The following is a 22,795-nucleotide window of genomic DNA, read 5'->3' on the forward strand; positions in this document are numbered from 1 at the left end:
GGCGAGGATGCCATGCGGGCCAGCGACCGTGCCGTGCCCATGCGATGCTCCGCGCCGACCGAGGCCACCTGACTCCCGATGACCGACCCCCTCGAAGCCTCGCCGCCCTCACGACCCTGGTCCCTGGCGCTGGTGCCTGCGATCGCCCTCGCGGCGTATGTCGCGCTGCGCGCAGGAGGATCGGCGCACGCCCTCGCGTTCACCGCGGCCCTGACCCTGTGGTGCGCGGGCTGGTGGGTGCGCGAACCGGTGGCCCCGGCGGTGACGGCCCTTCTGCCGCTGGCCCTGCTGCCGATGGCGGGACTGCTAACGCCCCAGCAGGTGGCGCAGGCCTACGGCAACGAACTGATCCTGCTGCTGCTCGGCGGCTTCGTGCTTTCGATGGCGGTCGAGAAAAGCGGCGCGCACCGGCGACTCGCGCTCGGCATGGTGCGCGCGGTGGGCGGTGGCTCGGGGCGCGCGGTGCTATGGGGCTTCATGATCGCGGCCGCGGCCTTGAGCATGTGGATCTCGAACTCGGCGACGACGCTGCTGCTGCTGCCCGTGGCGCTCGCCGTCCTTGCCGACTACCGCGACGCGCGCCTCGCGGCACCGCTGATCCTCGGCATCGCCTATGCCGCGAGCATCGGCGGTCTCGGCACGCCGGTCGGCACGCCGCCCAACCTCGTGTTCATGAGCGTTTACGAGGAGACCACCGGGAAGGCCTTCGGCTTCGTCGATTGGATGCTGATCGGCGTGCCGATCGTCCTGCTGCTGGTGCCGCTGATGGCGCTGTGGCTCGGGCGCTCGCTCGGCGGCACGCCACACGCGGCACTGCCGGAGCTGCCGGCGTGGTCGCGCGGCGAACGGCGTGTGCTGGCGGTGTTCGCGGTGACCGCCTGCGCCTGGGTGTTCCGCGAACTGCCGTTCGGCGGCTGGAGCGCATGGCTGGGCGTTCCGGGCGCGACCGACGCGAGCGTCGCACTGTGCGGCGCTTTCGCGATGCTGCTGGTGAGCGACGGGAAGGGTGCGCGCGTGCTGGCATGGAAGGATGCCGAACGCCTGCCCTGGGGCGTACTGGTGCTGTTCGGCGGCGGCATCGCCCTGTCGATGGCTTTCCAAGCCAGCGGCTTGAGCGACCTCATCGCCCAGCAGCTGCGCGGCCTCGCCGCCCTGCCCCTGCTGCCGATGCTGGTGATCATCGTCGGGGTGGTGGTGCTGCTCTCCGAGATCGTCAGCAACACCGCGACCGCGGTGCTGCTGATGCCGATCATGGCCAGCGTGGCGCAGGCCATCGACGTCGACCCCGCCCTGCTGATGTTCCCGACCGTGATGGCGGCGAGTGTCGGTTTCATGCTGCCGGTGGCGACGGCGCCGAATGCCATTGCCTACGGCTCCGGGCAGGTACCGGCGCAGCGGATGCTGCGCGAGGGCGCGGTGATGGACCTGCTGGGCGTCGTCGTGGTGTGCGCAGTCTGCTACGCGATGTTCCGCTGAGCGCCGCGCGCGATCAGCCGGCGAGGAAGAGCACCGCGGCGAGCAGGGCGACGGTGGCCGCGAGGAGGACGAGGCCGAGACCGCGTCCAAGCGGCTTGGCCGGCACGGCTACGGCGGCGAGCAGGCCCAGCAGCGCCAGGCCTTGCGGCAGCGGGTGCGCGAGCAGGCTCAGGTCGAACCCGGGCATCGCGACCAGGAACGCCGTCATCGAGGCAGCGACGACGAGCAGCGCACCGCCGCCGAGGATCGCCGCATAGGCCGCGGCGGCATCGCCAAAGCGGGCGTTGAAGGTCGCGACGATCGCGACCGCCGCGCCGATGCCGACGAGGGCCGAGACGACGAGCGCACCGTCCGCGTCGAGGCCGGGCAGGCCCGCGAAGAAGGGCGCACCGGCCAACACGCCGCGTGCGCCGAGGGCCAGCAGGGCCGCGCCGAGCAGGAGACGGAACGCGTTGCGCGTCCAGCCCTCGCGGCTGGCCGCGAACTCGGCGAGTTCGGCCTGCGCCTTGTCGCCGTCAAGCATCCGCCACGGCCGCACGCGCAGCACGACGCCGGTGCTGATCAGCAGGCCGGCCGCACCGAGGCCCAAGGTGCCGAGCATCGCGCCTTGCGCGACCGTCGCGGCCACCGGCAAGCCCTGCCATGCGGCCGCACCGGCAATGAGCGCCAAGCCCGGCAACGCATAGCCGACGGCAACCAGCACGAGGCCCGCGGTGAGCGCCGAGGCCCCGGCCTGCTGGACCAGTCCGGACAGGCCCTTGGTGGCGGTGTCGGTGCCGAGCAGCAAGGCGATCAGGCCGCCGAGGAGGTAGAGGAATTCCATGGGCGTCACCTCGGGCGGGCGCGGCGACGAGGCCGCGCGCCGCTTACTTCTTCTTTGGGATGTAGAGGTCGGTGATGGTGCCTTCGGCCACTTCCGCCGCCATCGCCACCGTTTCGATCAGCGTCGGGTGCGGATGGATGGTGTGGCCGATGTCGCCCACCTCGGCGCCCATCTCGATGGCCAGCGCGATCTCGCCGATGAGATCACCCGCATTCGTGCCGACGACGCCGCCGCCGATCACTCGGTGCGTCTCCGCATCGAGGATGAGCTTCGTCGAGCCTTCGGTGCGGCCGTTGCCGATGGCGCGGCCCGAGGCCGCCCACGGGAACTTGCCGACCTCGATGGCGAGGCCCTTGGCCTTGGCTTCGGTCTCGGTGACGCCGACCCACGCCACTTCCGGGTCGGTGTAGGCCACCGACGGAATCACGCGCGCGACCCACTCGCGCTTCTCACCCGCCGCGACTTCCGCGGCGAGCTTGCCCTCGTGCGTGGCCTTGTGGGCCAGCATCGGCTGGCCGACGAGATCACCGATGGCGAAGATGTGCGGCACGTTGGTGCGCATCTGCCGATCGACGGGAATGAAGCCGCGCTCCGTCACCTGCACGCCGGCCTTCTCGGCGGCGAGCTTGCCGCCGTTCGGACTGCGGCCCACCGAGACCAGCACGCGGTCGAACGCCGCGCTGCTCGGCGCTTTCTCGCCTTCGAGGCGCGCGTGCAGGCCGTCGGGCTTGGCGACGACCTCCGGCACCTTGGTATTGAGGTGCACGATGACGCCGCGGCTCTTGAGCAGGTCGGCCAGCGGCTTGACGAGGTCGAGGTCGGCGCCCGGCATCAGCTGGGGCCCAAGCTCCACCACCGTGACCGCGCTGCCGAGGCCGGCATACACGCAGGCCATCTCGAGACCGATGATGCCGCCGCCGACGACGAGAAGCGTCTTCGGAATGTCGGCGAGCTGCAGCGCGTCAGTGGAATCCATCACGCGCGGGTCGCCCCACGGGAAGCCCGGCAGCTTCACCGGCTGCGAGCCGGCGGCGATGATCGCCTTCTCGAAGGCGAGGCGCTGCGTACCCTCGGCGCTGGCGATGTCGAGTTCATTCGGCGAGACGAAGCTCGCCGTGCCCTGCAACACGCGCACCTTGCGCTGCTTGGCCATGCCGGCGAGGCCCTTGGTGAGCGTGCCGATCACCTTTTCCTTGTAGCCCCGCAGCTTGTCGACATCGATCTTGGGCGCGCCGAAGCTCACGCCGACCGCGTCCATGTGCTTCGCTTCCTGGATGACAGCGGCGGTGTGCAGCAGGGCCTTCGACGGAATGCAGCCGACGTTGAGGCAGACGCCGCCGAGCGCCGGGTAGCGTTCGATCAGAACGACGTCGAGGCCGAGGTCGGCGGCGCGGAAGGCGGCGGTGTAGCCGCCGGGGCCGGCGCCGATCACGACCAGCTGGCAGCGGTGGTCGGCGGCCTTGCCGTCGCTGGACGCGGCTTTGGGGGCGGGCGCGGCCGGCGCCGCGGCGGCAACAGGCGCCGGTGCGGGGGCGGCGGGCGCGGGCTTCGGCGCCGCGGGCGGCGATGCGACGACGCCAGCTTCGGAGATCTCCAGCGTCGCGATCAAGTGGCCTTCCGAGACCTCGTCGCCGAGCTTCACCTTGAGCGCGGTGATCACGCCGGCGGCCGGCGACGGCACTTCCATCGTCGCCTTGTCGCTTTCGAGGGTGACGAGGCCCTGGTCCTTCTTCACCGTGTCGCCGGCCTTCACCAGAAGCTCGATGACGGGAATACCGGCGCTGCCGCCGATGTCGGGAACCTTGACGTCAATGCTGGCCATGCGTGTTCTCTCTTGAATCAGGCGCCGCGCAGAGCGGCATAAAGATCGGGGCGACGGTCGATGAGGTTGCGGACGCTGCCGCGCTCGCGGGCGCGCTTCAGCGCGGCGCCGTCGAGCTCGGCGACGACGAGCTGCGCCACGTTCGGCGTCGCGGCCTGGGCCACGCCGTCGGCGGCGAAGGCGCTGATCGCGTCGTCGCAGGGCGTGAGCACGGCGGACTCGGCGTACTGCTGGTCGAAGTTGGCCACGCCGGGGCAGAAGCCGGTATTGCCGGCGGTGACGACGTAGACCTGGTTCTCCACCGCGCGTGCCTGCGCGCTGTGGCGCACGCGAAGGTGGCCGCCGCGCAGGTCGGTGCAGTAGGGAACGGCGAACAGCCACGCCCCCGCATCCACCTGCGCGCGACCCAGTTCGGGGAATTCGCTGTCGTAGCAGATCTGCACACCGACCTTGCCGACGGGCGTATCGACCGGTGCCACATCGTGGGCGTCGCCGCCCTCAACCGCCCAGCTGCCGGCCTCGCTCGGCGTGATGTGCAGCTTGTCGCGGCGTTGCAAGGCACCGTCGGGCGTGGCCACCCAGCAGACGTTGCGCGGGCGGCTGTCGATCCACGTCAGGTGGGTGCCACCGACAAGGGTCAGGCGGTGCTGCTTCGCGAGGTCGCCGAGCAGGCCGGTCCACGCGGACGTGTGCGCGGACAGGCGATCCAGCGCTTCGGCGGGGCCGAGCCGCGTCGGCTCGGCGCTGAGCAACTGGCAGGTGATGAGTTCCGGCACCACCAGCAACTCGACGCCGTAATCCGCGGCCACGCGCACCCACTCGGCGAACTCGCCGGCGAAGTCCTCGAAACCCGTGACGCGGCGCTGTGCCCACTGCAGCGCGCCGACCGTGGCGCGCGCCGGAATGGCGTCGGACCCGGGCGGCAGCGGGATCATCAGAGCAGCAGGCGGCGCAGGTCGCCCAGCGACTTGGCGAGGAAGCTGGTGAAGCGCGCGGCGTCGGCGCCGTCGATCACGCGGTGGTCGTAGCTCAGGGACAGCGGCAGCATCAGGCGCGGCGCGAAGTCCTTGCCGTTCCACACCGGCTTCGTGGCACTACGGGAAACGCCAAGAATCGCGACTTCCGGCGCGTTGATGATCGGCGTGAACGCGGTACCGCCGATGCCGCCGAGCGAGCTGATGGAGAAGCAGCCGCCCTGCATGTCCGCCGGGCCCAGCTTCTTGTCGCGGGCCTTCTTGCTGATCTCCCCCAACTCACGGGCGAGATCAAGAAGCCCCTTCTGGTCGCAATCGCGGATCACCGGGACGACGAGGCCGTCCGGCGTGTCCACCGCGATACCGATGTGGAAGTAGCGCTTCAGCACGAGGGTGTCGCCGTCGAGCGAGGCGTTGAACTTCGGGAAGGCCTTCAGTGCCGCCACGGCGGCCTTGATCAGGAACACCAGCGGCGTGAGCTTCGTTTCCTTGCTCTCCTCGCCGAGCTGCTTGCGGAAGGCCTCCATCTCGGTGATGTCGGCGTCGTCGAACTGCGTGACGTGCGGGATCATCGCCCAGTTGCGGGCGAGGTTCTGTCCGGAGAGCTTCTGGATGCGCGAGAGCGGCTGCGTCTCGACCGGGCCGAACTTGGCGAAATCGACCTTCGGCCATGGGATCAGGTTCAAGCCACCGCCACCGCCGCCCGAGGGCGCCGCCATCGGCACGCCCTCCGCCATCACCTTCTTGACGAAGGCCTGCACGTCTTCCTTTGCGATTCGCCCTCCACGACCGCTGCCGGCCACTTTCGCGAGGTCGACGCCCAGCTCGCGCGCGAACACCCGCACGGCCGGCGAGGCGTGCGGCACCTTGTCGGGCAGCAGCGATTCGGCAGTGAAGGCGATCGGCGGCGTGCTCGGCGGCAGCGCTTCCGGATCGACGCCCGGGGTGTTGGCCAAGGCCGGAGCGGGGCCGGTGGCGACAGGTGCCGCCGCGACGGCCGGTGCCGGAGCGCGCTCGGCCACCGCGGGAGCGGCGATGGCGGCCGGCTTCGCGGCCGGCGCCGGCGCGGCCACCGGCGCAGCGGCGGGCGCGGGCACGCCCTCCTCGACCTCGATGCGCGCGACGACGTGGCCTTCGCTCAGCGCATCGCCGAGCTTCACCGTGATCTCGCGGACGATGCCGGCGAAGGGCGACGGCACTTCCATCGTGGCCTTGTCGGATTCCAGCGTGACGAGGCCCTGGTCTTTCTTCACCCGGTCGCCCACGGCGACGAGCAATTCGATGACGGGAACGTCGCTGCTGTTGCCGAGGTCGGGCACCTTGGCGTCGCGGATATCGGCCATGTCCCCTCCGAGGGACGCAAACAAGACCTTCATTCTGGCCTCCGCGCCGGTGGGGCGCCATCCCTGCCGGCCCCGGGCCGGTCGCGAGGGGCCCGCATACGTTTACAGCGCGGCCAATTCACGCCCCGGGGACGCGCCTTTGCCATCCCGAGGACAAATCCTTGCCGTTCGCTGCACTGCGACATGCGCAGTCTTGCGCGGCCGCTGGCGATCCCGCCGCGCTGCCCCCCTCGCCACCAGAAGGAAGCCTCCCATGCGTTCAATCCTCGCACTCACGTCGATCACCCTCGCCGCCGCGCTCGCGTCCACTGCCGTCTCCGCACAGGGCTTCGCTGTCCGCGCCGGCGCCGCGAACGTCAACCCGAAGTCGGACAACGGCACGGTCGCCGGCGCCGCCGCCTCGATCGACAGCGACACGCAGGCCGTGTTCGGCACCTCGTACTTCTTCGACGGCGGCGTCGAACTGACCTTCGACATGCCCATCAGTAAGTTCGAGCACACCGTCACTTTGGCGGGCCTCGGCCAAGTCGTCACGCTCAAGCACCAGCCGATCAGCCTTGGCGCCAACTGGCACTTCCTTGGCGGTGACGAGGGTGGCTTCAGCCCGTATGTGGGCCTCGGCTACAACTGGACCTCGCTGTCCGACGTCCGCGGCATCAACGCCTTGAACGGCGCGCCGGTGGCGATCGATGATTCGAACGGCCTCACGGCGGCGCTGGGCGTCGATTTCCTCGCCAGCGACACCTGGTTCCTGCGCGGCGAAGCGCGCTGGATCGACTTCGATGCCGACGTGACGCTCGGCGGTGCGGCCATCGGCACGGCGAACGTCGACCCCTGGGTCTATTCGGTGCAGGCCGGCCTGCGCTTCTAAGGCCTCGGCCTCGACCCGCGGCGGTGCCTCAGGCGGATGCCGCCTCGAGGGCCGCCGCCGCGTGGTCCAGCGCGTCCAAGTAGAGCGGTTCGACGAGGCGGCGGAGCATGGCCCGGTCGCGCGCCGGAAAGACGCCGCTCCGGCGGCAGCGTGCGAGCAGCAGTGCGTGGTCCTGCGCCCGACCCATCCGATCCGCCAGATCGGCGACGCCCGGCGTGGCGTGGTCCGAGGCGGGCGCGACGCGCGCCAGCGCATTTTCCTGCTGGCGCAAACGCCGAAGTCGGCGTCGCAGGGTGTGCCAAGCCTCGGCGTCCGCACCGCCACGCGCCTGCTTGAGCGCCTTTCGCAGACGCTTGCGCGAGAAGGCTTGCGCGGCCGCGATGTCGGCGTCGCGCACCTGCGCCCACGGGAGAAGCCCGATCCGCACCTGTGCCTGCTGCAGCCGCGACCGCCGCCGCGCGAAATCCGGATCGCGCGCCAGGGCCGTCGCGAGGCGTCGGGCCCGGACGACGGCGACGAAGGCACAGAGGCGTTCGCATTCGATCGGCCCGATCACCGCATCGCGCGAGAGGTGCAGCAGCGCGTCGCGCAGGGCGTCGGCATCGCGGAGGGCGGAGAGCCCGCGGCACAGGCTGCGGAGCGAGGCGTCGAGGCGTTTCACCGACGGCGTGGCGGAAAACGCAGCCCCCGCGAGCGCCAGCAACGCGCGCACGCGGCGGATGGATTTCCGCGCCTGATGGATGCCCTGGTGGCGCTCCTCGCCGGGGCGCGCCAACTGGCGCGCCGCCCGCTCCATCTCTTGCTCGGCTTCCGCCTGAAGCACTACCCCCAGACCCACGATCGCCCCGCCACGTCTTCGAACTCCGAGAGGCTAGCAGCCCCTCGACGCGCGCAGGTTACAGCGCGGGCGGCGTGCTCAGCCGGCGCGCGACGCGCGACGCGCCTCGCGTTCCGCCTTCAGGTGCTCGCGCAGTTCGTCCGGAATGATGCGGCCGTCGCGATTGCGGTCGATGGTGGCGAACTGGCCGGCGAGACGCGGCGCGTCGGTGCCGATCTCGGCCAACGTCAGGCTGCGGTCGCCATCCGCGTCGAGGAAAATGAATCGCGCGCGCATCGCTTCGCGCTGGGCTTTCGCCAAGTCGCGGCGTGCCTCGGCCAAACGGGCAGCCTTGCGCAGTTCCTGCGGGGCGAGACGCTGGTCGCCATTGCGATCGATGCGCTCGAAGCGCTCGGCCAACCGGGGGGCCGTAGCGGCTTCACCGCGATCGATCACGCCGTCGCGATTGCGGTCGAGCTCGGCGAAGCGGCCGCCCGGCGTCGCGCCCGCTTCGGGGCGGACGGGGACAGCGCTGGCGACGGACGCCGCCAAAAGGGTGATCGCGAGGGCATACAGGAGAGGACGGGACATGGCGGGACTCCTTCGGGTGGTGAGTCCATCAACGCGCCACGCGCGCGCCGGTTGACCGGCCGACCGGGCGCCTCGGATCAGCGCCGGGCCAGCCAACGCCCACGGCGACCCATGGGCGTCGCGCCCGGCCCGAAGCTCCGCTCTTCGAACCACAGCCCGTCGTCGCCCACCAGCACCACGGTGCTGGCCCGCGTCCCGTAGGCCTCGCCGCGGATGAAGGCGGCCGAGAGCCGGCGCTCCCATTCGAGGCCCACGCCGGTGTCCGGCAGCATGGCGTCCGGCGCTTCGTGCGGATCGGCAAGCGCCTCGAAGAGGGGTTCGAGCAGGTCGCCCCCTTCGCGAGGCGTGCGGCGATCGACGCCCGTCAACCAACGCGTCATTGCCACCCGCAGGGCCTCGGTCTTCGGCCACGGCGTGTCGAGGTCGGCGTTCGACAGTGCGTGCACCCCGGGCGCCAGGGTCCGCGCACCGTGCGCGGGATGGTTGGACGCGTAGTGGGCCGCGCCATCCCACAGCAGCAGGTTGAAGCGGCCGTACTCCGACGCGACCGGCTGCAAGGCGTCGAGGTAGGGGTTCGCCGTCGCCGTGCCGAGGACGAAGTCGGCCACCAGCGCGCCCCGCGATCGTGCGAATGCTTCCGCGCGGCCGAGGCGAACGTTGGTGACCGCGGCCACGCGCCCATCGCGCGCCACCTGCAGCCAGCCGCCACCGGCCTGCAGATCGCGGCCGCCATAGGTGGCTTCATCCCCGTCGAGGAAGCCCGCCGCCGCGGTGGGGCGCGCGTGGAACTCGTCGCGGTTGCCGGCAAGCACGAAGCGCCAGCGCGGATGCGCGTCGACGGCGACAGCGATCAGGCACATGCGCGTTCGCCCTCTGGGGCGTGCAAGGCCGCGGACAGCGCCGCCCAAGCGTCGGCTTTCTCGATGAACGTGCGGGAAGCGTGGGCCGGGCTCGTCGACGGCAGGCGGAGGATGCGCAGCGACGCGAGGCGCGCCCCCAGCGACGGCGCGACATGGCGATCGAACAGCCGCGCCGCGGCGCCGCCGTTCAAGGCGATGACACGAAGACCGACATGATTCGCCAGCAGGCCGGTGATTTCGTTCACCGCGACGCTGGCGGGCGCGATGGCGCTGTCGAGGCTGCCCTCGCGCTCACATTCGGCGAGGACATCCCACAGGGCGACGCCGGCCTCGCCGAGCGCAGCGAGACGCACCGCATACGGCGCCTGGGAGGGCACCGCGAACAGCGCCTGCATCAGCGGCCAGAAGGCATTGCGCGGATGCGCGTAGTACTGCCCGGCGCGCAGCGAGGCGATCCCCGGCATCGACCCGAGCACGAGCGCGCGCGGGGCGGCGGGAACCGCGGGAGGAAAGGAAGCAATGCGAGGCATGCCGCGAGCATAGCGGGGTGGCCCGCGGCGGGCGTCAGCGCGGCGTTCGCGCGGCGTCCTCGTGCCGGAGGGCATCGCGAACGCCGGCGGCCAAGCCAGGTTGGTCGGCGAACACCCCGGTCACCCCCGCCGCGGCCAGCTGGCGGACCAGCGCTTCCGGCGGCTGTTCGCGGCCTTCGGCATCGACGAAACGGTACGGCGGCTCCGCCCGCACGGTGTAGGCATGCACGACGAAGCCGAGCCGGCGCGCTTCGGCCAGCCACGGCGCCATCGACGCACCCAGTCGCGGCCGAGGATCGGCCGCACCCGCGGGCGCCGGACTCGCCTGCACGAGGCTGGCGATCCACGGCCCGAGGCCATCGACGTCGCCGCGCAGGGCGGACAGCGCGGCCGGGGTCACCAGCTCGCCGTAATGCGTGGCGGCGCCGAAACCCGGCACCGTCGCCGCCAGCGCGCCATAGCGGGCCGCGAGGTCGTCGCCCTGCGCGGCGAACCAGACGAGGTCGTAGGGCTGACCGAAGTTGGTCGTCGTCGGATCGCTTTGGCCGGAGGTGTCACCGATCAGGAACACCAGCGGCAACTCGACGCCGGCCTTCGGCATCAGTGTGTGTCGGAGCCGGCGGAGGTTGTCGATCTCGAAGCTCTGGATGAACACCCGCGCCGGATCGGTGAAGTCGAGACGCACCAAGGCGTCGACCAGCATCGCGCTGGTGTCGATCGCGATGGGCGTGCCGTCGCGGTGACGGCCCTCGTGCAGGAAGAACGTGGGGTGCTTGGTCTCGGGGTAGATGCCGATCGGCCGACCGAGGCGCTCGCCCTCCGCCTTCGCCAGCGCGACCACCTCGTCGAGGGTCGCTATGCCGAAGCGTCCGTCGTAGGCGGTGTTCGCCACGCGCACGTCCGGGCGCGTCTCGCGCGCACGGAGCTGGCGGATCTCGTCGAGCGTGAAATCCTCGGCGAACCAGTCCTCGATCCACACACCGTCGATCTTCTTGCGCACCTTGCGGTCGGCGAACTCCGGGCGTGCGGCGACATCGGTGCTGCCGGAGAGCGCGTTCTCGTGGCGGGCCACCAGCACGCCGTCGCGGGTCGGGACGAGGTCGGGTTCGATGAAATCGGCGCCCTGCGCGATCGCGAGCCGGTAGGCCTCGAGCGTGTGTTCGGGGCGCTCGCCCGAAGCACCGCGATGGGCGATCACGAGCAGCGGCGGCATGGCGAAGGCGGGCATGGCCGCGAGCATAAGCGCGAACGCGGCGGACCAGGATCGGAAGGTGGCATTCATGCCGCCAGCGTGCCCTCGCCGCGTGTCGCCGGCGTGACGCCCCGGTATCCTCGCCGGCATGCGGAAGATCGTGCACATCGACATGGATGCGTTCTATGCCTCGGTGGAGCAGCGCGACGATCCCACCCTGCGCGGAAAGCCCGTGGTCGTCGCATGGAAAGGCGCACGCTCGGTCGTCTGCGCCGCCAGCTACGAAGCCCGCAAGTTCGGCGTGCGCTCGGCGATGCCTGCCGTCCGCGCCGAACGCCTCTGCCCGCAGGCCATCTTCGTGCCGCCGGACTTCGGGCGATACAAGGCGGTCTCGAAGCACGTGCGCGAGATCCTCGAGCGCCACACGGACCTGATCGAACCCCTGTCGCTCGATGAGGCCTACCTCGACGTCAGCAGCAACAAGCAGGGCCTCGCCACCGCCACCGAAGTGGCGCAGGCGATCCGCGCCAGCATCCGCGAGGAGCTGTCGCTCACCGCTTCCGCGGGAATCGCCCCGAACAAGTTCGTGGCCAAGATCGCCTCCGACCATCGCAAGCCCGACGGCCTGTACGTCGTGCGCCCCGAGCGCGTGCTGTCCTTCCTGACGCCGCTGCCCGCCGCCCGGCTGCCCGGCGTCGGCCATGTGATGGCCGAGAAGCTCGCGGCGCTGGCCATCCATACCGTCGGCGAACTGCGGGCCGTGCCGACGCCCCTGCTGGTGCACAAGTTCGGACGCTGGGGCCTGAAGCTCGCCGAACTCGCCCGCGGCATCGACGACGAGCCGGTGGTGCCTTCGCGCGTGCGCCAGTCCATCTCGTCCGAGGACACCTTCAGCGAGGACCACTTCCTCGACGAGCTCGGGCCCACGATCACGCGACTGGCAGAGCGCGTCTGGGCGCTGGCCCAGTGCGAACCGCGGCGCGCGCGCACCGTGCAGCTCAAGCTGAAGACCTCGGATTTCCAGACCCTCACCCGCAGCCTCAGTCCCGAAGCCATGCCCACCAGCGCGCAGTCGCTGGCCGAAGTGGCGCTGGCGCTGCGCGATCGCGTCGACCTGCCGCCGCGAACGCGCTTTCGGCTCGTGGGCGTGGGCCTCGCGCATTTCGACGACTCCGCCCACTCGCCGCAGGACGCGCTGTTCCGACCCGACGCCGCCGTCGCGGCCGAACCGCCCCGCCCCTGCTAGTCTCCGGGGTCCGTCATCGCACCGGAATCGCCCATGCGCCTTCGCGCCGTCCCGCTGGCCCTCGGCCTCGCGCTCGTCACCGCCCTCCCCGCATTCGCCCTCACCCCTCCGGCCACGCCGGCGGTGCAGCGCGAGGAAGTGGGCAACCGCATCAGCGAGGACATCCCCGCGCCGTCGGCCGAACTGCTCGAGCAGCTCAACCGCTACCAGAACACGCGCGGCGCCAACTTCGCCGGCTGGTCGGGCAACGACGCGATCCTCGTGACCACGCGCTTCGGCGAGACCAACCAGGTGCACGTGGTTCGCCAGCCACTGGGCATGCGCGAGCAGCTCACGTTCTATCGCGAACCCACCGTCGCCGTGCAGGCGCAGCCGGCCCGCGGCGGCTTCGTGTTCGGCAAGGACGAGGGCGGTTCGGAGTTCTGGCAGCTCTACCGCTACGACTTCGCCACGCGCGAGGCCACGCGCATCACCGACGGCCAGCGTTCGCGCAACGAGTCGCCGCTGTGGTCGCACGACGGCACGCAGGTGGCCTTCACCAGCACCATGCGCAACGGCCGCGACAGCGATATCTGGGTGAAGACCGGCGATGCGCCGGCCCGCGTCGTGCTGCAGGAAGGCGGCACGTGGTTCGCCACGGACTTCTCGAAGGACGGCCAAAAGCTGCTTGTCACCCGCACCGTCTCGATCAACGAGAGCTATCCGGGCGAACTCGACCTCGCCACCGGCAAGCTCGAGATGTTCCCCGTCGATGGCGGCAAGGCGGCGTTCGGGCCGTTCCGCTACGCCCCGGACGGCAAGGGCGCGTACTACACCAGCGACGAGGGTACCGAGTTCCGCACCCTGCGCTACCACGCGCCGGGCATGGCGAAGCCCGTGATGCTGAGCGAAAACATCCCCTGGGACGTCACCGGCTTCGACATCGCCGACGACGGCAAGCACCTCGTGTTCGCCACCAACGAGGACGGCATCGGCAAGCTGCATCTGCGCACCCTGCCCGACCATCGTGAAGTCGCCCTGCCCGAACTGCCGGTCGGCGTGATCGGCGGCATCGCGTTCTCGCCGGACGGCAGCCGCGTCGCGCTGACGCTGAACACGGCGACGTCGCCCAGCGACGTGCACGTGATCGACATCGCCGCGAAGACCCTCACCCGCTGGACGCAGAGCGAGGTCGGCGGCCTCGACACCTCGCGCTTCGTCGCGCCAAGCCTGATCCGCTACGAAAGCTTCGACGGCCTCTCGGTGCCGGCCTTCTACTACCGCCCCGCGAACGTGCCGGCCGACCGCAAGTTGCCGGTGGTGATCCAGATCCACGGCGGCCCGGAGGCGCAGGCCTTCCCGACCTTCAGCCCGAGCATCCAGTACCTCGTCAATGAGCTCGGCATCGCCGTGCTGGTGCCGAACGTGCGCGGCTCGGCCGGCTACGGCAAGAGCTACCTGCAGCTCGACAACGGCTTCAAGCGCAAGGACTCGGTGAAGGACATCGGCGCGCTGCTCGATTGGGTCGCGAAACAGCCCGAGCTCGATGCCGAGCGCGTCGGCGTGTTCGGCGGCAGCTACGGCGGCTACATGGTGCTGGCCTCGATGGTCGACTACGCCGACCGCATCGCCGCGGGCGTGGACGTCGTGGGCATCAGCCACTTCGCCACCTTCCTCGAAGCCACAGAGAGCTACCGCCGCGACCTGCGCCGCGTGGAGTACGGCGATGAGCGCGACCCGGCCATGCGCGCGTTCATGGATCAGATCGCCCCGCTCAACAACGCCGCGAAGATCACCTCGCCGCTGTTCGTCGCCCAAGGCGCCAACGATCCGCGCGTGCCGCTTTCCGAAGCCGACCAGATCGTCGAGGCGGTGCGCGGCAACGGCCGCGATGTCTGGTACCTCGTGTTCAAGGACGAAGGCCACGGCTTCGCCAAGAAGAGCAATGCCGACTGGTTCAATGCCGCCACCGTGATGTTCTGGCAGCGGCATTTGTTGGCCGAGTAAGCCGCAACCAATCCAGGGAGGGATCCATGAAGACCAACTACGTCCTCATCGACTTCGAGAACGTCCAGCCGGCGTCTGTCGCCGCGCTGGACGCCGAGCATTTCCACGTCATCGTGTTCTGCGGCGCCAACCAGACCAAGGTTGGGCTGGATCTGGCAACGGTGATGCAGAGAATGGGATCGCGGGCGCAGTACCTTCAGATTTCCGGGAACGGCTCGAATGCTTTGGACTTTCACATCGCCTTCTACATCGGCGAACTGGCGAGCCGCGACCCTAGTGCGTTCTTCCACATCATCTCGAAGGACACCGGCTTCGACCCTCTTGTCGCCCATTTGAAGTCCAGAAAAATCCTCTCTGCGCGTTCGAAGACGATCGCAGACATGCCGATCTTTAAGGCGCCCGTTATCGCAACGGTGACGGCAAGCGCCGCAAGCTCAGGACAAGCAGCGAGAGCATCATCGCCCCCTGCGAAGCCACAGGTCGAGAAATCGGCGCCAGTGAAACAAGTGGCCGCTGATCGCATCGCAGACGCCGTCAAGGACCTGATCAGGCGAGGGAACTCTCGCCCGCGGACGGTCAAGACGCTGACGAGCAAGCTGCATGCCCTGTTCCAGAAGCAAATCGGTGAACCGGAGATTGCATCTCTGATCCAGGCACTAGCTCGGGCGAAGCACATCGCCATCGCCGGAACGAAGGTCACCTACACCCTCAAGCCAGCGAAGTAGTCAGCGTGCTTCTGCTGTCATCCCAGGTCAGTCTGGATCGACCCACGCCTTGGCCCGCTGCAACGCACGCCGCCAGTAGCTGACGATCCGCTCCCGATGCTCCATCGCCATCGCCGGCGCGAAGCGCCGGTCGCGCTGCCACAGCGCGGCGATCTCCGCGGTGTCACGCCACACGCCCACCGCCAGCCCGGCGAGGAAGGCGGCCCCCATCGCCGTCGTCTCGTTGACGGCCGGCCGCTCCACCGGCACGCCGAGCACGTCGGCCTGGAACTGCATCAGGAAGCCGTTCGCCGCCGCGCCGCCGTCGACCTTGAGCGTCGTGAGCGCGATGCCGGCGTCCTCCTGCATGGCGGCGAGGACGTCATGGGCCTGCAGTCCGATCGATTCCAGCGTGGCGCGCACGAGATGCGCGCGGTTGCTCCCGCGTGTGAGCCCGAGCACCGTGCCGCGCGCGTACATGTCCCAATGCGGGGCCCCGAGACCGACGAACGCGGGGACCACGACCACGCCGCCGCTGTCGGGCACCGACTGTGCAAGCGCCTCGGAATCCTCGACGCGATCCAGCACGCGGAGCTCGTCGCGCAGCCACTGCATCGCGGCGCCGGCGACGAAGATGCTGCCCTCCAGCGCATAGTCGACGCGGCCGTCGAGCCCCCACGCGATGGTCGTCAGCAAACCGTGCTTCGACGGCACGCGCCGCGTCCCGGTGTTCATCAGCATGAAGCAGCCGGTGCCGTAGGTGCTTTTGACCATCCCAGGTTCGAAGCACGACTGCCCGAACAAGGCCGCCTGCTGGTCGCCCGCGCAGCCCGCGATCGGGATCGCCACACCGCCGAAGAGATCCGAATCGGTCTGGCCGAACACGCCGCTGGACGGGCGCACCTCGGGCAGCATCGCCGCGGGGATGTCGAGCGCGTCGAGAAGGGCCTGATCCCATCGCAGCGCCTCGATGTCGAACAGCATGGTGCGCGAGGCGTTCGAAACATCCGTGGCGTGCACCCGGCCGCCGGTGAGCTTCCACAGGAGCCAGGTATCGACGGTGCCGAACAGCAGCTCGCCGCGCCGCGCGCGTTCGCGGGCCCCCGGGTTCTGGTCGAGGATCCACTGCAGCTTGGTCGCCGAGAAATAGGCGTCGATGACGAGGCCGGTGCGTTCGCGCACGTGCGGCTCGAAGCCTCGGGCCTTCAAGGCGTCGCACAAGGCCGCGGTGCGCCGGCACTGCCAGACGATGGCGTTGCCCAGCGGCTTGCCGGTGTCGCGCTCCCACACGAGCGTGGTTTCGCGCTGGTTGGTGAGGCCGATGGCCGCCACTTCGTCGGCGCGCACGCCGGCCTTCGCCAGCACCTCACGGGCCACCCCGAACTGGGTCTCCCAGAGCGCAACGGGATCGTGCTCGACCCAGCCCGGCTGCGGATAGATCTGCGCGAACGGCTGCTGCGCCACGGCGACCACGCTCGCCGCGCGGTCGAACAGGATCGCGCGCGAGCTGGTGGTGCCCTGGTCGAGGGCCAGCACAAAGCGCTTTTCCATCACGGATGCTCCTCGAAGTACTCGTCGAACTTGGCCTGCGCGTCCGGCCCGAACAGGATCTCGCAAGCGTCCATGAGGCCCTTCGCGGCGCGGATGTCCTCGCGGCGGACGACGAGGGCGATCTTCGAGCGCCGACGCAGGAAGTCTTCGAGCTTGGTGATCATCTCCTGCTGCTTGGCGAGGCGAATCTCGCAGCGAAGGTAATCGGTGCCTTCGATCAACACCTCGGCCTGCCGAGGATCTTCGCGAATGTCGGCCAGCAGTTCGAAGGCCTGCTGGTCGTAGCGCCGCCACAGGCGGCTGCTCAAGCGCTCGATGGAGGTCGGCGAGGTGTAGCTGTCGAGGTCCATGAGGCGCGCCTGGTGCAGGTACTCCTCGCGCACGCTGGGGTGTGGCTCGCCGTACCAGCGGTAGCCGGCATGCGGCAAGGCCACGCCCATCGCCGCGACGTGTTCCGCGATCTCATCGCCGACGTTGATGCAGTCGGTGAGCTTGCCGCCGAACACGCTCAGGTGCGCCGTGGTCGGATTCACGTCGATCTGGTGGCGGCGCGACATCTGCAGCCAGTCGTCGCCGTCGGCGGCCGCGCCGCCCGTCTTCACCACCAGCGGCCGCACGCCGCAGCGCTCGGCGATGATGTCGTCGCGCGTCAGGGGCGTCTTGAGGTTCAGCCGCTTGTTGATGTTGTCCAAGACGAACTGGCGGTCGGCGTCGGTCACGTCGACGTTGGGCGAATCCACCCGCGTATCGGTCGTCCCGACGCAGGTGCGCATGCCCATCGGGATGGCGAAGAACAGCCGGCCGTCGTCGGCGAAGAACGTCAGGATGCGCGGGCTCGAAGTGATCCGCGGCACCACGAGGTGGATGCCCTTGGAGAAGACATGCCGATGTGCCGTGCGCTCCCCGACCAAGGCGTTATGGGCGTCGGCAAACGGTCCGGCGGCGTTGACCAGCGCTGTCGAGCGAATCTCGAATTCCGCGCCGGACATCCCGTCGCGCGCCCGCGTCACCCACTGGCCATCGACGCGCCGCGCGCCGAGGGATTCGACGTAGTTCGCCGCGATGCACCCGCGATCCATCGCCGAGCGCACGAACTGGAAGACGAAGCGCGCGTCGTTGTCGTGCAGGTAGGCGTCGGAGTATTCGAGCCCGCCCGCGTAGCGCGTCGTGCCGACGACCGGCTCCTCGCGTTCGATCGAGGCTTTCGAGAGCCAGCGCGGCGGCGCGGTGCGGGCGTCGCCGAACAGCCAGTACAGCCAGGCACCGGCCCAGACCAGACGCGGCGGAAAGCGGAAGCCGCGATCGAGCGTCGAGAAGAAGCGGATGGGCAGCACCCGCGAGGGATAGGCGTCGAGCAGGCGATTGCGGCTCTTGCAGAGGTCGCGCACCAGCCCGAACTCGCGACTCTCCAGGTACTTGATGCCGCCCCAGGCGAGGTTGCTCGAATGCTGGCTGGTGAAGCCGGCGAAATCGCGCTGGTCGATCAGGGCCACCGACGCGCCCTTGCCCGAGAGGGCCGCGGCGGCGACGGCGCCGTTGATGCCGCCGCCCACCACCAGTACGTCGAAGCGCCGCGTGGCGAGCTTTCCGAGGTTGCTGCGGCGCAGCTGCATGTCGGCTCCCGCGTGGCGACGGATCTCGTGGTCCGCACCCAGTCTAACGCTGGCGCCCGACCTCGACCGGCCGCGCGACGCTGTATTCGGGCAGCACGAGCTGGGCATCCCAACCGGTGGAGTCCTGTGGCGTGCGCTGGAACCGAGGCCCCGGGATCGTCTCTCGCCCCCCCAGCGGCCACGGCTGGCACGCACCACCCATGCACCCCCAGAACTCGCCGCGCGTCGCCGTCACGTTCACGCGCAGCATCGGCACATCCGCCAGGTGGGCCATGGTCGGCACGGGCGGCGACTGGCCAGGTAGGAGGCCACCCACACGAGTGGGTGGTGCGCGCCGTGCGTGGTAGTTGCCCACCAGCACCACGAAGCGACGGTCCGGGTCGCGCGCGAACGCCTCGCGCAATGCCTCGGCCATCCGCGGGTTCCGCACGTTGGCGTCGCCGCCACCGCTGCCGGGATCGAAGGCGAGGACACGCAGGTCTTCACCCGCGGACCGTCGTTCGCGCATCGACTCGATCAGCGCCAGCAGCGCAACGCTGCGACGGCCGTCGCTGCGCTCAGGCTTGAGTGCCCAGTAGGAACCCGAAATCAGCGCGTCGCGCGCGGCGGGCTCCCCGGACGAGTCGAGGAAAGCATCGATACGCGCCTGCTCGGTCGCGTGGATTTCCAGCGCCAAGGTCACGCCCTCGTCGGGCGCTCCGTGGGCTTTTCGCCAACGCAGGCCCGTCAGCTCGCCCGCCAGCGCGGGGGCTTCATGGGTGCCGTGCAGTTCACCGAGCACGATGATGCGCTGCTGCGGCGCACTGGCCGAGACCAGCGCCGCAGCCTCACGCACGGCTGAAGGCGCTGGCACGGCTGCGACCGTCGATAGCGACAGCAACAATCCGGCGACGAGGCCGACACACCGCCGCACACCATGGTTCTGTTTCCTCACGGTCGTCCCCCCGATGGCCGTCGGCCGATTCGAGGGAACTGGTGCCAATACGCGCGGGGCGCAAGCCCCTCAGCCCACCCGCTCGAAACTCAGGCCAGGCGTCGCGTCAACGGCGGGGGCTTCGTCAACGAGGTAATGGTCGACCAGCAGGAAGGCGAACAGGACCATCAGGTAGATGATCGAGTAGTTGAACACCCGCATCGGGTACATCGGATCAGGCGGATTGAAGAGGCGCACGGCGTAGTAGAGGAACACGCCGCCGAGCACCAGTGCGCCGCCGAGATAGAACAGCCCGCTCATGCCGCTGGCGAAAGGCAGCACCGTCGCCGCGATCAGCAGCAGCGTGTAGAACAGGATCTGCCAGCGCGTGTACACCACGCCATGCGTCACCGGCAGCATCGGGATCATCGCCTTGGCGTAGTCGTCCTTGCGGAAGATCGCCAGCGCCCAGAAATGCGGCGGCGTCCAGACGAAGATGATCAGCACCAGCAGCAGGGCGTGGTGGTAGTCGTGCGGCGCGTCGAACAGCGCGGCGAAACCCGCGCCTTCCGGCCAGCCCTTCACCGCGGCCCAGCCGAGCAGCGGCGGCGCCGCGCCAGCGAGGCCACCGATGACGATGTTCTGTGGCGTCGCGCGCTTGAGGTAGCCGGTGTAGATGATCGCGTAGCCGATCAGCGAGGCGAAGGTCAGCGCCGCGGTCAGCGGGTTCACCCACAGCGCGAGGATCAGCATCGACAGCGCGCCGAGTGCGATGGCGAAGCCCAGCACCTGGGCGCCGGTGAGCGAACCGGTCGGCAGCGGACGATGCTGGGTGCGCGCCATGACCGCATCGATGCGCTGGTCGAGCAGGTGGTTGATCGCCGCGGCGGACGCCGCAGCCAGCCAGATGCCGAGGCTTCCCAACACCAGCGCGCGCCAGCCCGGCAGTTCGGGCGTGGCGAGGAACATGCCGATCACCGCGGTGAAGACGATCAGCGCCACGACGCGCGGCTTGGTGAGTTCCCAGTACTGGCTGGCGAGGTTGGCCATCGGCTCAGGCCTCGGGCGAGCGCAGGCGCGCCAGCAGGGTGGCGACGGTGAAGAGCATCAACACGGCCACCAGCAGGTGGGCGGTCGCCACGTACAGCGGCAGGCCCATCACCACGTTGGCGATGCCCAAGGCCACCTGCGCGCACAGCAGCACGAGCAAGGAGATGCCGGAGGTGCGGAAGCCGGGCGCGAACGCCAACCGGAAGCCGAGGAACAGGAAGTACGCACTCACCACCGCGGCCCCGATGCGGTGCGCGATCTGGATGGCGGCGCGCGCCGAGGCGTCGAGCACGCCGCCTTCGTAGTCCACGCCAATGCCACGCCAGAGCACGAAGCCTTCGGCGAAGTCGGTCGACGGCCACCAGGCACCCTTGCACTTCGGGAAGTCGAGGCCGCAGGCCAGCGCCGCGTAGTTCGAGGCCACCCAGCCGCCCAAGGCGATCTGCACGGCGAGTAGGGCGAGCCCGATCCACAGCAGCCCGCGAAGGCGCGGCGCATCGACATGCACGCGGCTCGCATTGGGCGTCGTCCACCACGCCAGCACGGTCAGCAGGGAGAACGTGGCGAGGCCGCCCATCAGGTGGCTCATCACGATGACCGGCTTCACCAGCCACACCACCGTCCACATGCCGAGCAGGGCCTGGAAGGTGACGAGCATCAGCAGGCCCACCGACAGACGGCTCACGCCATCGGCCCATCGGACGATGCCGGAGAGCCACACCACCTGGCCCGCCGCGGCGAGGCCGAGCGCGAGCACGTGGTCCACTTTCATGTAGGCGAAGATCGCCGCCACCACCAGCGCCGCGCCGATGCCTACGGTGGCGACACCCTGCGGCTTGCGACGCACGGCCAGCAGCGCGAGCACCAGGACGAGCGTGCCCAGCGTCGCCGCCATGTGGCGATGCACCTGTTCCCAGACCGCCTTGCTCACCTCGACCGCGCGCTCGAAGTTGGCATTGGCGTGGGCGATGTCGGCTTCGGTCGTCGGCCAAGTCACCTTGCCGTAGCAGGTCGGCCAGTCCGGGCAGCTCAGGCCGGCATTGTTCAAACGCGTGAAGCCGCCGAGGAAGATCACGCCGAAAGCGAGGATCACCGCGACCCAGGCGATGCGGTGGAAGTGCCTCACGGGGATCATTCGGTCACCTTGAGGAGGCGCGCGAGGTCCTTGCGCAGGCCGGTCGGGTCGAAGCCGGGCGCATACCGCATCACGAGGAAGCCATTGGGATCGATCAGGTACACCGCGAGGCTGCCATCCACGTGCGAGGACGGCAGTTTGGCACGGAGCGCCGGCGACGACGCCATCGGCAGGAACGCGCGGTATTCCGGGGCCTGGGCCGGCACGTCGCCGAACCAAAGCACTTGAACGCGGTCGGCGTGGCGGCCTTCCGAAATCCACACGCGATAGAGCGAGTCGCTCAGGCGCAGGCAGGGCTCACCGCAGTCGGCGGGGGGCAGCACCACGACGCGCCACAGGCGCTTGTCGCCGTCCCACTCCGGATAGGTGCTGCCATCCGCGCGGTTCAGGCCCAGCGTTCCGAGTTCGATGGGCGCGGCCAGCAGCTCGCCGGCGTTGCGCGTCGCGGTCGGGCGCCAGCCCGAATAGATCAGGTACAGCGCGATGCCGAACGAGGTGAAGAACAGCGCGACGACCAGCAGCAGGGTCGTGCGGGAACGCAGGAGAGTGGTCATGGACGGCGTCGGAACTGGAGAAAGAGGGAGAGCAACAACAGGCCGGCGGCGAAACCGAACCACTGCAGCGCGTAGCCACGGTGCTTGTCAGGCGACAGGGTATTCGCCAGCAGGTCGAGGTCGCGTTCGTGGCCGAGCGGGGTGGCGGGATCCAGGCGCAGCACTGCGCCATCGAGCGCCTCGCCGGCCTCGCGCAGCACCTCGGGTTCAAGGCGGAGCGCCAGCCGGCCACCGTCCGGGAGCGCCGAGGCCGCGGGGCCGAGCGCCAGGCCCGCCGAGGGCGGCGGCACCAGCAGGCCCTCAAGGCGCATCGGGGTGGGCGGCATCGGCATCTCGTCCGGCACCCGGCGGTCGGCCGGCAGCGGGCGCCAACCGAGGTCCACCCAGAGGCGCCGGCCATCGTCGAGCCGGAACGCGCGATACACCTGCACACCCACCTGCGGGCCACGGCGCTGGTTGTCGAGCCGAAGCGCGGGGATCGCCTCGAAGCCCCCCTCGACGGCAACCCACGCGGGCATGGCGGCCAAGGCGTCGGCCAAGGGTTTCGGCTGGCGCTCGGCGAGCACGCGCGCGCTGTCGCCGAGCAGCGCCTCCTTCTCCGCCGCGCGGCCGGACTGCCAGAGCCCGGCGCGCACGAACGCGAGGCAAAGCCCCAGCGCGACGACCCACAGCAACGCGCGGCGCAGCGCGGGTTTCACCCGACACTCCCATCGGCCGCGGATAATCCGCGCACGCCCCGTCTTT

21 protein-coding genes are annotated in these 22,795 nt (G+C 70.0%); 5 read left to right on the plus strand and 16 right to left on the minus strand.

The annotated features are described in order from the left end of the window. The first annotated feature begins 78 nt into the window (after nt 1–78). Nucleotides 79–1,476 carry an SLC13 family permease gene (locus tag ACIQ6S_RS07840; RefSeq protein ID WP_397607870.1) on the plus strand — a complete coding sequence of 466 codons (1,398 nt, stop codon included), beginning with the start codon at nt 79–81 and terminating at the stop codon, nt 1,474–1,476. Nucleotides 1,477–1,489: 13 nt separating this feature from the next. Here ACIQ6S_RS07840 and ACIQ6S_RS07845 read toward each other — a convergent pair whose 3' ends face one another. Genes ACIQ6S_RS07845 through ACIQ6S_RS07860 form a run of 4 tightly spaced genes read right to left on the minus strand, consistent with a single transcriptional unit; the run spans nt 1,490 to nt 6,471 of the window. After that, complete coding sequence (locus ACIQ6S_RS07845) at nt 1,490–2,299, minus strand: hypothetical protein (protein WP_397607871.1); 810 nt, start codon at nt 2,297–2,299, stop codon at nt 1,490–1,492. Nucleotides 2,300–2,342: 43 nt separating this feature from the next. Then, entirely contained in the window at nt 2,343–4,121 is a 1,779-nt protein-coding gene (gene lpdA, locus ACIQ6S_RS07850) for a dihydrolipoyl dehydrogenase (RefSeq protein WP_397607872.1), read from the minus strand. A gap of 17 nt (nt 4,122–4,138) precedes the next feature. Next, the gene (locus ACIQ6S_RS07855) at nt 4,139–5,056 is read right to left on the minus strand and encodes a carbon-nitrogen hydrolase family protein (RefSeq protein ID WP_397607873.1); all 918 of its coding nucleotides are present in this window, start codon (nt 5,054–5,056) and stop codon (nt 4,139–4,141) included. Next, nucleotides 5,056–6,471 (minus strand): dihydrolipoyllysine-residue acetyltransferase, encoded by a 1,416-nt coding sequence (locus ACIQ6S_RS07860; RefSeq protein ID WP_397607874.1) that lies wholly within the window; start codon nt 6,469–6,471, stop codon nt 5,056–5,058. The genes ACIQ6S_RS07855 and ACIQ6S_RS07860 overlap by 1 nt, the downstream gene beginning before the upstream one ends. Before the next feature lie 220 nt (nt 6,472–6,691). On the opposite strand from ACIQ6S_RS07860, the gene ACIQ6S_RS07865 reads away from it, so the two are divergent. Continuing rightward, nucleotides 6,692–7,309 (plus strand): OmpW family protein, encoded by a 618-nt coding sequence (locus ACIQ6S_RS07865; RefSeq protein ID WP_397607875.1) that lies wholly within the window; start codon nt 6,692–6,694, stop codon nt 7,307–7,309. 28 nt (nt 7,310–7,337) lie between these two features. Here ACIQ6S_RS07865 and ACIQ6S_RS07870 read toward each other — a convergent pair whose 3' ends face one another. The 5 genes from ACIQ6S_RS07870 to ACIQ6S_RS07890 all read right to left on the minus strand — a co-directional run bounded on the left by ACIQ6S_RS07870 (nt 7,338) and on the right by ACIQ6S_RS07890 (nt 11,389). Further along, the gene (locus ACIQ6S_RS07870; RefSeq protein ID WP_397607876.1) at nt 7,338–8,147 is read right to left on the minus strand and encodes a CHAD domain-containing protein; all 810 of its coding nucleotides are present in this window, start codon (nt 8,145–8,147) and stop codon (nt 7,338–7,340) included. A 78-nt stretch (nt 8,148–8,225) separates the two neighbouring features. Next, the gene (locus ACIQ6S_RS07875; RefSeq protein WP_397607877.1) at nt 8,226–8,717 is read right to left on the minus strand and encodes an EF-hand domain-containing protein; all 492 of its coding nucleotides are present in this window, start codon (nt 8,715–8,717) and stop codon (nt 8,226–8,228) included. 77 nt (nt 8,718–8,794) lie between these two features. Then, nucleotides 8,795–9,577: an NRDE family protein gene (locus tag ACIQ6S_RS07880; protein WP_397607878.1), complete on the minus strand. Its 783-nt coding sequence runs from the start codon at nt 9,575–9,577 to the stop codon at nt 8,795–8,797. After that, nucleotides 9,568–10,107: a DNA-deoxyinosine glycosylase gene (locus tag ACIQ6S_RS07885; RefSeq protein WP_397607879.1), complete on the minus strand. Its 540-nt coding sequence runs from the start codon at nt 10,105–10,107 to the stop codon at nt 9,568–9,570. Before ACIQ6S_RS07885 ends, ACIQ6S_RS07880 begins: the two co-directional genes overlap by 10 nt. Before the next feature lie 34 nt (nt 10,108–10,141). Further along, nucleotides 10,142–11,389 carry a glycerophosphodiester phosphodiesterase family protein gene (locus ACIQ6S_RS07890; RefSeq protein WP_397607880.1) on the minus strand — a complete coding sequence of 416 codons (1,248 nt, stop codon included), beginning with the start codon at nt 11,387–11,389 and terminating at the stop codon, nt 10,142–10,144. A 58-nt stretch (nt 11,390–11,447) separates the two neighbouring features. Here ACIQ6S_RS07890 and dinB point away from each other — a divergent pair, with 58 nt between their 5' ends. The 3 genes from dinB to ACIQ6S_RS07905 are packed head-to-tail and all read left to right on the plus strand — an operon-like array spanning nt 11,448 to nt 15,256. Beyond that, nucleotides 11,448–12,545, plus strand: coding sequence for a DNA polymerase IV (gene dinB / locus ACIQ6S_RS07895; protein WP_397607881.1), 1,098 nt, complete (start codon nt 11,448–11,450; stop codon nt 12,543–12,545). Between the two features lie 33 nt (nt 12,546–12,578). Continuing rightward, nucleotides 12,579–14,531, plus strand: coding sequence for a prolyl oligopeptidase family serine peptidase (locus ACIQ6S_RS07900; protein WP_397607882.1), 1,953 nt, complete (start codon nt 12,579–12,581; stop codon nt 14,529–14,531). Between the two features lie 26 nt (nt 14,532–14,557). Then, nucleotides 14,558–15,256, plus strand: a complete 699-nt coding sequence (locus ACIQ6S_RS07905) for a PIN domain-containing protein (RefSeq protein ID WP_397607883.1) — start codon at nt 14,558–14,560, stop codon at nt 15,254–15,256. 27 nt (nt 15,257–15,283) lie between these two features. On the opposite strand, the gene glpK is transcribed toward ACIQ6S_RS07905, so the two are convergent. From glpK to ACIQ6S_RS07940, 7 genes are all read right to left on the minus strand, one after another. Next, complete coding sequence (gene glpK, locus ACIQ6S_RS07910) at nt 15,284–16,786, minus strand: glycerol kinase GlpK (protein WP_397607884.1); 1,503 nt, start codon at nt 16,784–16,786, stop codon at nt 15,284–15,286. Next, nucleotides 16,786–18,399 (minus strand): FAD-dependent oxidoreductase, encoded by a 1,614-nt coding sequence (locus ACIQ6S_RS07915; protein WP_397607885.1) that lies wholly within the window; start codon nt 18,397–18,399, stop codon nt 16,786–16,788. Before ACIQ6S_RS07915 ends, glpK begins: the two co-directional genes overlap by 1 nt. A gap of 43 nt (nt 18,400–18,442) precedes the next feature. Next, nucleotides 18,443–19,252, minus strand: coding sequence for a hypothetical protein (locus tag ACIQ6S_RS07920; protein WP_397607886.1), 810 nt, complete (start codon nt 19,250–19,252; stop codon nt 18,443–18,445). A 150-nt stretch (nt 19,253–19,402) separates the two neighbouring features. After that, nucleotides 19,403–20,362: a heme o synthase gene (locus ACIQ6S_RS07925; RefSeq protein ID WP_397607887.1), complete on the minus strand. Its 960-nt coding sequence runs from the start codon at nt 20,360–20,362 to the stop codon at nt 19,403–19,405. A 4-nt stretch (nt 20,363–20,366) separates the two neighbouring features. Then, on the minus strand, nt 20,367–21,497 hold the full coding sequence (locus ACIQ6S_RS07930) for a heme A synthase (RefSeq protein WP_397607888.1): 1,131 nt from the start codon (nt 21,495–21,497) through the stop codon (nt 20,367–20,369). Continuing rightward, on the minus strand, nt 21,494–22,051 hold the full coding sequence (locus ACIQ6S_RS07935; protein WP_397607889.1) for a hypothetical protein: 558 nt from the start codon (nt 22,049–22,051) through the stop codon (nt 21,494–21,496). Before ACIQ6S_RS07935 ends, ACIQ6S_RS07930 begins: the two co-directional genes overlap by 4 nt. Continuing rightward, nucleotides 22,048–22,749 carry an SURF1 family protein gene (locus ACIQ6S_RS07940; protein WP_397607890.1) on the minus strand — a complete coding sequence of 234 codons (702 nt, stop codon included), beginning with the start codon at nt 22,747–22,749 and terminating at the stop codon, nt 22,048–22,050. The genes ACIQ6S_RS07935 and ACIQ6S_RS07940 overlap by 4 nt, the downstream gene beginning before the upstream one ends. Nucleotides 22,750–22,795: the final 46 nt, after the last annotated feature.

This window comes from Silanimonas sp., from assembly GCF_044377035.1.
Lineage (GTDB): Bacteria > Pseudomonadota > Gammaproteobacteria > Xanthomonadales > Xanthomonadaceae > Silanimonas.